The organism is Allocatenococcus thiocycli (genome assembly GCF_921292965.1).
Classification (GTDB): domain Bacteria; phylum Pseudomonadota; class Gammaproteobacteria; order Enterobacterales; family Vibrionaceae; genus Vibrio; species Vibrio natriegens.
Window position 1 is genome coordinate 157849 of sequence record NZ_CAKLCK010000039.1, and the last position, 12058, is coordinate 169906.

Annotated in this window: 10 protein-coding genes; 4 read left to right on the top strand and 6 right to left on the bottom strand. The window is 45.1% G+C overall.

The features are described 5' to 3' along the window. Positions 1–30: 30 nt before the first annotated feature. From L9Q40_RS16055 to L9Q40_RS16070, 4 genes are all read right to left on the bottom strand, one after another. Positions 31–432 carry a GFA family protein gene (locus L9Q40_RS16055; RefSeq protein WP_020334386.1) on the bottom strand — a complete coding sequence of 134 codons (402 nt, stop codon included), beginning with the start codon at positions 430–432 and terminating at the stop codon, positions 31–33. Positions 433–624: 192 nt separating this feature from the next. Next, positions 625–888: a DUF3012 domain-containing protein gene (locus L9Q40_RS16060; RefSeq protein ID WP_014233597.1), complete on the bottom strand. Its 264-nt coding sequence runs from the start codon at positions 886–888 to the stop codon at positions 625–627. Between the two features lie 189 nt (positions 889–1077). After that, positions 1078–2097, bottom strand: coding sequence for a type 2 isopentenyl-diphosphate Delta-isomerase (fni, locus tag L9Q40_RS16065; RefSeq protein ID WP_065297896.1), 1020 nt, complete (start codon positions 2095–2097; stop codon positions 1078–1080). Between the two features lie 210 nt (positions 2098–2307). Beyond that, positions 2308–4116 carry a cation:proton antiporter gene (locus tag L9Q40_RS16070; RefSeq protein ID WP_014233595.1) on the bottom strand — a complete coding sequence of 603 codons (1809 nt, stop codon included), beginning with the start codon at positions 4114–4116 and terminating at the stop codon, positions 2308–2310. A gap of 366 nt (positions 4117–4482) precedes the next feature. On the opposite strand from L9Q40_RS16070, the gene L9Q40_RS16075 reads away from it, so the two are divergent. Beyond that, on the top strand, positions 4483–7170 hold the full coding sequence (locus L9Q40_RS16075) for a DUF2339 domain-containing protein (RefSeq protein ID WP_498793924.1): 2688 nt from the start codon (positions 4483–4485) through the stop codon (positions 7168–7170). Between the two features lie 560 nt (positions 7171–7730). On the opposite strand, the gene L9Q40_RS16080 is transcribed toward L9Q40_RS16075, so the two are convergent. Further along, positions 7731–8249 (bottom strand): NUDIX domain-containing protein, encoded by a 519-nt coding sequence (locus tag L9Q40_RS16080; protein WP_118120721.1) that lies wholly within the window; start codon positions 8247–8249, stop codon positions 7731–7733. Positions 8250–8495: 246 nt separating this feature from the next. Here L9Q40_RS16080 and L9Q40_RS16085 point away from each other — a divergent pair, with 246 nt between their 5' ends. Both L9Q40_RS16085 and L9Q40_RS16090 read left to right on the top strand, forming a co-directional pair. Beyond that, positions 8496–8756 carry a putative hemolysin gene (locus tag L9Q40_RS16085; RefSeq protein ID WP_014233592.1) on the top strand — a complete coding sequence of 87 codons (261 nt, stop codon included), beginning with the start codon at positions 8496–8498 and terminating at the stop codon, positions 8754–8756. Positions 8757–8969: 213 nt separating this feature from the next. Continuing rightward, positions 8970–9641 (top strand): hypothetical protein, encoded by a 672-nt coding sequence (locus tag L9Q40_RS16090; RefSeq protein WP_498793925.1) that lies wholly within the window; start codon positions 8970–8972, stop codon positions 9639–9641. On the opposite strand, the gene L9Q40_RS16095 is transcribed toward L9Q40_RS16090, so the two are convergent. Further along, positions 9616–10464 (bottom strand): YdcF family protein, encoded by an 849-nt coding sequence (locus L9Q40_RS16095; RefSeq protein ID WP_498793926.1) that lies wholly within the window; start codon positions 10462–10464, stop codon positions 9616–9618. The two genes, L9Q40_RS16090 and L9Q40_RS16095, sit on opposite strands and share 26 nt — an antisense overlap. A gap of 152 nt (positions 10465–10616) precedes the next feature. Between L9Q40_RS16095 and L9Q40_RS16100 the strand changes: the two genes are divergently transcribed. Beyond that, a complete protein-coding gene (locus L9Q40_RS16100) occupies positions 10617–11987 on the top strand; it encodes an L-serine ammonia-lyase (RefSeq protein ID WP_014233589.1) in 1371 nt (456 codons plus the stop codon). Positions 11988–12058: the final 71 nt, after the last annotated feature.

The window sequence follows — 12058 nt, forward strand, 5'->3', positions numbered from 1 at the left end:
TATTCGCCTAACGATAGTGAAGGATTTGGCCTAAAACTTTGGTCCCGCCTCAAACTGAGTCAGGTTGTCGGTTATCTCTAACCACGGCGCTTTTGAGCCAACAAAAATGTGAAAGCTTGGCTTGTGTGAAGGCGCATCATCCAAAACGCCCAGACGAATGTTTACGATCCCGTTATTCTTTTTCGAATACAAACTCGAACCACAATGACGGCAAAAGCACAGCTCGGTATTTTCACTCTTTTTATAGGCTTGAATGTTGTCTTGACCTTCCGTTATCAGCAGTTTATCCAGCGCAACGCCACCAGCCGAAGAATAGTCAGAGCCCGTAAACTTCCGGCATTCAGAGCAATGGCAATTTCCCATGTATTTGAATTCATCCGCCACTTCTAATTTTACTTTGCCACACAAGCATGAGCCTTTAAGTAGTTTCATGAACGTCCCTTTCTTAGTCGTGAGTACATAAGCTTGATTTAGAGATAAACATGCCATTGGTATAAGACAAATAAAAGAAGGGAAATGCAGGTTTTCAAAAATGAAATGAAAAGGTAATAAAAGCTTGCTGATATAAGAAAGCCAAGCAGTGAGCTTGGCTTTGGGAGATAAACATTGAGCGTTTCAGCTCAATTAGAAAATACAGTGTTTAGTGTAGCTAGACGCTTCATTCGCAGTCCAGTCGCCTTTTGGCTTCTCTTTCAGGTCCTTACACCACTGTTCACTGCCCACGCCATCTTGAAGGACGCAATGCTTAGCAAAATCCATGGCACTTTCTGTTGTCCACTCAGTTTTTGGTTTGTCTCGCATGTCGTTACACCAACTCTCGGTGCCGACTTCGTCACTACAAGCAGTTAAAGCCGCAGACGCCAACAGTAACATTACCAATTTTTTCATAAGATTTAGGTTCCAGTGTCAAAGAATGTTCTAGACAAGTAACGCCCAGATGAGGCAATCAAACATGACTGTCGAACACAACATCTTGAAGCGACTTTTGTATAAACTATAACTAAATTATCAGTCTACGTGTTAAGACATCGACAATTTATCTAAAATCATTGGACTAGCGCACACATCGTCCTGCGACTATAAACGCTTCGCTGTAGGCAAAGAAAATAGATTCGCCGATCCGGTACCGAAACACGCCAAACGTAATTCCAGTGCCATTTGTTCGAAATGTTCGACAACGTTTTGAGTACTTATTGTCGCGGCTTTCAGCACAGCACCCGCCTGGCCAACCAAGTTGGCGCCCAAGTGGATCGCTTTGGCAGCTTCTAACCCGTTGTGAACACCGCCAGATGCGATTAAAGGTAACGCAGGGTACTGAGCGCGAATTTGTTCAAGGCAGGTAGCCGTTGGTATTCCCCAGTCACGAAACAGCTCCGCTGCACGCTTCATACGGGCATTCTCCTGACAAAAACCTTCGACCGCACTCCAGCTAGTGCCGCCAGCTCCCGCCACGTCAATGGCTTTAACACCTGCGTCGACCAGTTTTTCAGCCATAGAGCCGCTAATACCAAACCCGACTTCTTTGACGATGATCGGAACATCCACTCGTGATTCCAGTTTTTCAATCGCATGAATCACACCAATCCAGTTGTGGTCGCCATTTGCCTGAAAAGCTTCTTGCATCGGGTTCACATGTACGATGAGAGCATCGGCTTGAATAGCGTCTACGGCTCGTTGAGCATTGTCCAAATTTTCTTTATCACGCAGTTGAGCCGCACCTAAGTTGGAATACAACGGCACACCTTTAGCCAGGTCCCGAATCGTTCGGCCTAAACCTGAGTTCAGACTCTGTTCCAGACTAATGCGTTGAGAGCCGACTCCCATCGCAATACCTAATTCACTTGCCGCTTCAGCCAAACGGCAATTGATTGCTTCCGCGTCTTTGGCTCCACCTGTCATCGAACTGATTAAAAATGGCAGAGCCAGCCTTCGACCTAAGAACTCGGTAGACAAGTCGATGGCGTTAAAGTCACATTCTGGCAGCGCACAGTGCTCAAATTCGACAGACTCGAAGCCCGCCGTTTTATGCTTCATGCTCATGTCATGATGTAAAACAGCGTCTAGGTGTAAATCTTTTCGATTAGTTTGCGGAGCCATAATGTCACCCTAAAGTAAAACAGTCGCGCAGTATTGCGATCCTTATCAGTAACGTCAATGCGAAATTTCTGAAATATCCGCCGCACTTCCTTTAAACCTGCCAACACCATTGATTTACTTTGCTTTTTACCTCACAAGTTTAGCGCATGTGAGGCTAGCAGCTTTTATAAGCTTGGATAAAAAACCGGCAAGATGCCAACTCAATAGATTCTATAACGGCTGTTGATTGCTTTCAGGCATAATCAAAGACACCACCGTACTGGTCGTATTTGGAGCAAACTGTTCGGGATCATCACAGAAGTGAATTCTGCCCTTTTCTTCCACATGAAACAGTGGAATGAGCAAATTGCTATTGTGATGCGCCAAATAATCCTGATAGGTGAAACTGTCACTGAGCTTAGTATGTTTTATTTCCGCTCCACGACTCAATAAACTCGCCAGTTGGCTGTAACTGACATTCCCGCCCATCAGCAGCCTGCCATGATATTCCTGTGCGACGGTGTGCTTTTCACTGCCATTACCGTTTGTTTTGGTTTTTTGCAGACAATGCACTTTATCTTCGCCGAACTCATCGACAAACTGCATGCAAGCCATAATGTTGAAATGTTGATCCGGCGTCAGGGCGACAACCTGGCCAATACCAATTAAGTTGAGGTTATCGTCTGCGTGGCTGGATATCGGGTTCCCATAGTAATAATCCAAACCGAGCATGCGAACTTGACTGATGTATTCCCAGTTTGAGTCCGTCATGAGAACACGCCTGTCATAACGCGCTAATGCCTGACCTATTTCTCTGGCAACTCGGTTCGCACCAATCAATAAGAAACCTCTCGGTGCAGGCTCTGCGACCCCTAAGGCAACCGCGACAGGGCGAGCCGTCGCACTTTGTAGCACAACGGTTCCAATAATTACCATGAAGGTCATTGGTACAAGCAGGCTAGCACCACTGACGCCGTATTCGATTAGCTTAATAGCAAAAAGAGACGAAATAGAGGCCGCAACAATACCGCGCGGTGCAACCCATGACAGAAACAGTTTTTCCTTGAGACCTAAATTACTGCGTATCGTAGCGAGGAATATTGATAACGGACGCGAGACCAACTGCATGAAGACAAATAGCATCAAGGCGCCAGATCCCAGAGCAGTAAAGTCATCCAAGCTTATGCGAGCGGCTAAAAAGATAAACAAGCCGGTAATAAGCAAAATGGTCAAGTGCTCTTTGAAGTGCAATATCTGCTGAATGTTGATCTCTTTTGCATTGGCGAGCCACATCCCCATAACAGTGACAGTAAGCAGCCCTGCTTCAGATTCTAAATGATTGGAAACCGAGAAGACGCCAAGTACCACCATCAAAACGGCAAACGGCTGTAAATATTCTGGTAACCATGCCCGACGCAACGCTGCGGACACCGCCGCGCCAGATGCAACGCCAAGAATGACACCAACGGCGATGATCTTGGCAAAGACTTCGACGCTATTTACCGCGCTGTGTGACACGATGAACTCGTAAACCATGACCACAAATAGCGCACCAAGCGGATCAATCAGAATCCCTTCCCAACGCAGAATATTAGCCAGAGTGCTGTTTGGTCTCACAGTTCTCAGCAACGGCACAATCACGGTAGGCCCCGTTACGACGGTTAAGCTGCCAAACAACATTGCCAGCTCCCATGAAAAACCCAAGAAATAATGTGTTGCCACACTCGTCACGGCCCAAGAGATAATCGCGCCAAAAGAGACAATACTCCACACTGAGCCACTCACTCCGCGAATCTCTTTAAAATTTAGCGTTAGGCTTCCTTCAAACAGAATAACGGCCACTGCCAGCGAGACCAACGGAAAGAGTAAGTTTCCTAATATTTCATCCGGTTTCAGCCACTGCATTAATGGCCCGACAACAAGGCCAGCCAACAGCAAAAACAGTATCGCTGGCAAACGAAGTCGCCAAGCTAACCACTGACACCCTAAACCAATCACCCCAACCGCTGATAGCACCAGAGCTTCATTACCAACTTGCATCTATGTCACCTATTCTTATCGTTGTTTTAGCGTAAACACGCAAGAGACAATCTTATTGCTTGAAATTACTAATATAGTTGAGTTCACGTTTACTCCACCGTTCAACGCACGAAAAATTACCAAAAAGAGAAACATAAGCCCCAAATCATCGCGCAAGTCTAAGAATTTACTGCATTTCCCGTTAAGGAGACTTACCTACTCACATTCGACATGTAGAATGTTCTTTTAGCGTTTCTAAAAATTTTAGGCGGAACCTAGCATCCCAACGCTCACAGGTATAGACCGTGAACTAAGCTTTAACTTGGGTGCTCAAAGTTAAGAATCCTCATGAGGCCGTTGAAAAGACCAGGATAGGGAGAAAAGCACTTGTTGACTTTATTCGCGGTGATTATGGCGTTTTTCGCCTTACTGATTACATTGAAAGCAGTAAAACGAATTTCAAACCTGGAAGACGAAATAACGCAGCTCCGCAAAGAGCTGTCGGATTTCCGTTCACGATGGTTAGATCAGCAAAGCCAGCCAGAAACAAGTGAATCACCTTCCTCTCCTGCTTCTGAACCCACTACTACGACTTCAAGCCAAACGAATGTTCACGACGCAGGTCCTTCGCAACCTAAAGCAGAGCCTGATGATGCTCTAGAGTCATCAACCGTGCCGCTCTTCGCGCAGCAGACTGCTCAGGCAGATATTCAGATTGCGAGCTTCGCCGAGAACGACAACAGTCATTGGGAAAACAAAACCGAAAAGTTACTCTCCAGCCTCCAAGAAAACTGGCTCGTCTGGGTGGGAGCGTTGGCGATGCTTATTGGTGGCGGCTACTTGGTGCAAGTGATTGGCAGCCATATTGAGTTTTCACCCTTCGTACGTATCGCTTTTGCATTCACCTTATCTTTTGCCATGATCGCTGCGGGCGAGTGGTTTCACCGAAAAGAACAGCGCGATCCAGAACGAGCACAACGAGCACAAGGGTTCACTTATGTGCCAGCCGCCATTACTGGAACTGGCCTGACCGGCGTTTACTGTACGGTTATTTTTGCGTTTGTTGTCTACCAGATGCTGACACCAAGCATCTCATTGTTGATCTTAGCTGTCGCCGCATTTTCCAGCCTTGCTTTGTCATTAAGGCAGGGGCCATTAATGGCCGTGTTGGGATTAATCGGCGGCTACACTGCGCCCTTATGGATAAGCGGCGCTGAACCTGATTATTTCCTGTTGGCGGGTTACATCAGCGCAATCTCCATTGCGGCCACTTTGCTTATGCAGAAGGTACGCAGGGCTTGGATCTCACCGAGTAGTACCATACCGCATGCGCTTTGGATGCTCATTCTGATAGAAAGTATTCCGACAGAGAGTTTATTCTCCTGGTCTTATATTTACTTGTCGCTCACGTTGTATCTGGTTTATGCCTTGCCAAGATTAGGGTGGACACTCAACCCTCGTTATCGCCATTGCCAGAATAAATGGACAAACCCTCCTGTCATCACGTCTCTTGCAATCGTATTGCTGACCTTTTCTGCAATAACAAGAATGCCCGAACTTAACGTCTTTCAAATGGCGTATTGCTATATTTTACTTGTTGCAGCTATCTGGCTACCCGCGTTACGTAAGGGTTGGTCAACGCGAGTTTTCCTGCCTTCGGTTCTGGTATCAGCAACCGCTATATTGGTTGTTTCGGTCGCATTTGACACGCTCTACATGTCACAGAATGAGAGCAGTATTCTGCTCGCATTAGCATTGAGTATCATGTTTATTGCACTAAGGAACTATATACAAGGGCTCAATGATCGCTCTTCCATAACCAGTGTCTTGTTGCTCGCCCTTGCACCTTCAATGACGCTAATCGTTCTGTTTTATGCACACGAGTTTATGTACAGCTATGCCTGGTATTGGACGTTCTTTACGGCTTTAGTTGCAGTCTGCTACGTTTATTTGGGCATGCGTTTAACACGACTCGCCTACGAATGTTCCGCAGTCGTTCATGCTATCGTTGCTGGCTGTTCCTTTGTTTGGCTTAGCGATACGTGGCTAACTACTGCGATTTCGGCACAAGTGGCTGTGATGGCATTACAAATACAGGCAGGTTATTTTCGCCCTGCCAGTTGGGCAGTCAAAATAATGATGGGTGCTTTGGTTGTTCGCCTGACGCTTCTGCCATTTATTCCTCAGTGGCAGCCAGTTGAAACAGGGCACTGGGCGTGGGTACTACTCAGTTATCTACCTGCACTCGTTATTCTTGCGTATGCTCGATCCGTGCTAACCAAAGCAGACGTTGATCTCGCCAATTGGTTTGAAGGTGCATTTCTGCACGTCTTTTTAATCGCGTTGTTCACACAAACAAACTACTGGTTAACGGGACAATATGGCTACCTTGGACACATCGACTTTACCAGTGCCATTGTCTTCGCGAACCAGGCTTTAGTCATGGGCTTCGTATACAGTTACCGCAGCCAGTTCGCACAGCAACTCACTTACGTCTACCAAGCATACAGTTACTTGCTTTGGAGCATATTTGCTTTAATGACTTTGTTACTCAATACGATTGAATCGCCATTAAACGTTGATAACGTATCTGCTCAAGCCATTCCTCTTTTCAATATGTTGAGTTTAGGCTGGCTGCTACCAGCATGTATTCTAACTGCTGCGGTATTTAGGAAGTGGAACACATTACGAATTCACCGTCATGTTATCTCAGGAATCGGGTTTACACTTGCAGCTATCTGGCTGGGTATGTCTATCCGACAGTTCTGGCAAACAAATTCTATGACTTTATATCAATCGACCAGCATGGCTGAGTTATTCAGTTATTCGGTCGCAGGATTGCTTGTTGGAGGATTACTAACATGGGCTGGTGTGATTCGAAAATCAATGAACATGCAACGTATTGGTCTCATCATCCTGGCTTGCGTTGCGTTAAAAGTGTTCCTGTGGGATGTACGTTCTCTGGATGGCTTCTGGCGTGCTATTAGCTTCCTGGGCTTGGGCGCATCTTTAATTACGCTTGGGTGGTTGTTCCAGAAATTTCACCGTTCCGTCTCGGAACCTTCCAAAACTTGATTCAAATCCGAGATTCCCGACGTGCTAAAAACAAGCCGTCCGGAATCTCTTTTTGTATTTTCCCAAGAGACATATCAACGTTCTCAGCGATTAAACGACTTAAGCCGACTTACTTCATGGATTAACCTGAACTAAAAATTACGCCCTGAGAAATGTCAGGGAAAAGTTAAAATTATAAAACCTAGAGGGGCTAAATTAATAACTCGTGATCTTGATGCAAGCGTGTTTACCAAAGTTAAGGTATTGTATCTCAAAGATAAGAAAGAGCAGTGGTTTACTGATAGTTACCCAAATTACAGCTGTAATTGGATGGATATACTTCTCATCAGTGATTAAAAAAAGCCGTTCGACTAAATAACCATTTACACATCAAATATAAAACGGCTATTGTTCTATTACCGCGATAACAAGTTCTAACGCGATAACAGATTCGAACATCGAGATGACGCTTCGCTTGCGCGTCTGGAATAGGTCCGAGTTCCGGGGGGGAGCTCGGACTTTTTTATTGGGCTAACGTTATAAAGTCGCACCGACATTGCGCTGCGCAAGCGTATGGATCGTTAAACCAGCTCTTTGGCGATCAGTTGCAGTAAAAAGGTTTCCCTCTCAATACTCATGCCCTTTTTCGGGCTCTCAGCCATCGTTTGCTCGTTGTGTGCAATCGCCTCATGGATGTTCATCCACACAGGACGCATACCGTTCTTAACCTCGTAATCCTCATAAGCCGTCTCGCCTAACTCACGATCAATTTTACAGGTATAGCAGTAAGAGATCATATGCATCACATCGGCGTCATCTTTGTACCAAGGCCGAAACTCTTCAAAAAGACCAAATGGCTTAATGCTGTGTATGTTATTTGCCCCAGTTTCTTCCTCTAACTCTCGAACCAATCCGGCAATGATATCTTCACCATCATCAATTCCACCACCAGGTAAAGTGTAATCATGGTAGCGCTCCGTGTAGAGCAGTAATACATTCTCACCATCAAGCACGATGGCCCGTGCAGCATTACGCTTAAAAATGATTTTATCGTCGAGATGATCAATATCTGGATGAACCGTTGATTTTAAGTGTCTCATTGAGGATTCCGTAGTGAATGCTTTTGCGCGCATACTACCTAAATTGTCTTACTTTCCCAAGTTACAATTCCGAGCGTCTATCTGACTCTAATTTAAAGTTCATCATAACCTGGGGAAGTAGATCGAGATCTTATTTGAATCTCTCAACCTGCCTCGCCTTCATACTTTTAACATCGTTAGGACATGAACCGACGAAAGTTGCCTATAATCAATACAATACTCGTCCATCCCATGCGGAGATCAATAATGAATAAGACAAGTTTACTAATAACTATGGCAGTAGCTGCTGGGCTCGCTGGTTGTTCTACTTACGATAACGCAACACGCTCGACTGAATACACATCCGTAGCAAATCCGGCATCTGTATATTGTGTTCAACAAGGTGGAGAACTGGACACCGTTACAGAGAACGGTGAACGTGTAACCTATTGTGTCTTTTCAGATGATGAACGCGCTGAACAATGGGAATATTATCGGGAAAATCATCAAGAGGGTGAGGACTACTAACCTTCAACGAGTTTATCGTAAACGAAATTCAGTAATAAGGAGCCACATGGCTCCTTTTTTATTTGTGCTACTGAAACTAGTTTGTCCATTTTGTACGGACCCTCTGACATTCCTGACAATCTCATGACATAACTTTCCAACCGGACAATAAAATTCGAGACAAATATCACATAAATTCACGGTTTTTCCACATTTCTGGAGTGGGTGGTCAAAATGAAAGCACAAATAGTTAAAGAGACCGAAGCAATACAAACCAACGTCATCACTGATGAATCAAAGCGCACCATTTATCGCGCATGCTTGAGTGCATTGATGATTGTTGCAATCAGCATTGTTGTTAATCTAAGTATTCGCCTCGATTACGTTGTATTAAATTCAAGTCTGGGCGAGTTATCGATTACGGAATCACTTCAGTTAGTCATGCTGGCAATTGCATCATGGTCATTTTTCAGCTTATCGAAACATACTCCTGAGTTGAAACACGCTGCAATCCTGATTTCTGGCTTTTTTGCTGTACTCATGATTCGTGAAATGGATTACTGGATGGATATGATCCATCACGGTTCTTGGGTATTTCCTGCGCTAACTGTTACTGCTTTAGCCTGTGCGAAAGCCTATCAAGGCGGCAAAGGCAGCGTGAATGAGATGGCGAGAATCCTAAAAAACCCACACATGAAGCTATTAATCGGCTCAGTTGTACTATTGCTTGTTTTTTCACGTCTTTACGGAATGGGCAGTTTTTGGTGCCATGTGATGGATGAAAGCTACGTCCGCGACGTGAAAAATATCTCCGAAGAAGGGATTGAGCTACTGTGCTACAGCTTGATTGCCCTGAGCGCATTCCGCACCCGTGGTGAAATTAAAGCGCAGACTCAGGATCGATAGTCCGGTTCATTGCGGTTAAGAGCGGGTGTATGATATCTAAAGCTTGCTGAACCACGTTTAAATTATCATCAAAGGCTGTCATTGCGACGGCCTTTTTTATTTCCTGAATATTCTGCAAGGATTCATGGTCTAGAGGGAGCATCTCTAGTTTTTCTATCGCGGTTTGAGCAATATGCAACGGCTTCGCTCTTACAGCAGCTAAGCCTTGGCTAAACACTCCGCGAATCGCGCCTTCTAAATAAACTCGGTAGGTTGTCAGCTCATCAAGCAGTAAAAACGCTTGAGCTGATGCTCCATGATGCGGGTATGGCACGCTAATATGCTGATCAATATCTAAAGCAATACTAAGCTCCATCCCCATTGAAGCACTCTGTGTTTTAAGCACCCTCAATAGCCCCTGTTCATCCATTAAGGTTTGAATTTCTATAATTCGTTCCAGATGATAGTCGTTAGAAACAAGGGTCACTTTAATCGGGAATTGATGATACTCAGCAGTCTGAAATAAGCCGCTATGACACAACTCTTCCGCCGCATACCTCATGTTCTGAAAGGTATTTAAAGAACGATTTTCAATTAGAATCTGACTTTTCGGGAATGGCTGTGAGAGTGAATGATTGAGTGTCTGGAAATAGCTGAACATCGCATCCGCCTCTGCGATATCTTGCCCTTGAGTTTTGCCGCCACAAAATAAGATTGCCGTATTTTCTAAAGACAATGAGCCAAGGGAACTGACGAGCGCTTGCACTCTTGCAATCCCTTCCGGGCTTAGTTTGTTCTTGACGAGACGCTTACCGAGAACAATAACCACATTGTCTAATTTCATACTACGATCTCTATTAATTTCTCGGCTGCTTAGCGCCTGAGTTGGCAATAATATAAAAATCTTCTTTGCCAACTACCTCCTAGGGATTAACATCCGATTAACAGTCATACTCTAGAGACCTATGAAAGGTCCACTGCTAAAGGAAGTCAATAATGCTGTCGATTTTCGATATTTTTAAAGTTGGTGTCGGACCTTCAAGTTCCCACACTAACGGTCCAATGCTCGCCGGGTTCAACTTTACTCAGTTACTTCAAGACTCTATGGCGAAAGTGCATAGGGTTCAAGTAGACTTGTATGGTTCGTTATCACTAACCGGCAGAGGTCACCATACTGACAGAGCCACTGTACTGGGCTTAATGGGTAATAAACCCGATAACATCAAAATGACCAGTGCGAAAAGCGCACTTCAACATACCATCGAAACCAATACTTTATTGCTAGCCGGAACTCGCGAAATTACCTTTAGCTACGATCATGACATCGTATTTCATAGCGAAAACCTCCCTTTGCATGAAAATGGCATGACAATCACTGCATTAGATGAATCTGGCGAACAACTTGCGTTCGAGATTTATTACTCCATTGGTGGTGGGTTTATTGCAACCGCAGACGAGCTGGAAAATGGTGCGCAGCAAGCTGAGGTTGAAGTCCCATTCCCATTTAAATCAGCCGATGAGATGCTCGAGAAAGCGGAAGCAAACGGCTTTAGTTTAGGTGGAATGATTCTTCAGAATGAACTGGCGTTTCGTGACGAAGAAGAGGTCAACCAAAGAGCGGAACAGATCTGGAAAGTGATGTCTCTGTGTATGCAGCGTGGTTTTGATACTGAAGGTATTCTGGAAGGCGGACTCAATGTCACACGTCGAGCTCCGAACCTATTGAAGAAACTGGAAGCAAACGCAGCGGTTGAAAATGATCCAATGGAGATCATGGACTGGATTAACTTGTTTGCTTTCGCAGTGAGTGAAGAAAATGCCGCAGGTGGACAAGTCGTCACTTCTCCTACGAACGGCGCAGCGGGCGTTATTCCTGCCGTGTTAATGTATTACCACCGCTTTATCAAAGAGCTAGACATAAAACAGCTCAAGGACTTCCTCGCCGTCGCAGGTGCAATTGGCATTTTGTACAAAACCAATGCTTCTATTTCCGGTGCCGAAGTAGGTTGTCAGGGTGAAGTAGGTGTCTCTTCGTCTATGGCAGCAGCAGGCTTAACGGCTCTGCGAGGCGGTAGCAACGAACAAATTTGTATTGCTGCAGAGATTGCAATGGAACACTCTCTCGGCATGACTTGCGACCCTATTGGTGGGCTGGTTCAGGTACCTTGTATTGAACGAAATGCAATGGGTGCAATGAAAGCGATTAACGCATCCCGAATGGCATTAAAGAGAACAAGCAAGTGCCTAATTTCTCTGGATAAAGTTATCGAAACCATGTACCAAACGGGCAAGGACATGAACAAGAAATATCGCGAGACTTCTTTGGGTGGTTTAGCGGTAATCCATATGGCACCACCATGTGAATAAGCGCAGTGTCGCAGCTTAAGCAGAAACAAAAAATACCGCGTTAATCGCGGTATTTTTCTATTTAGATATCT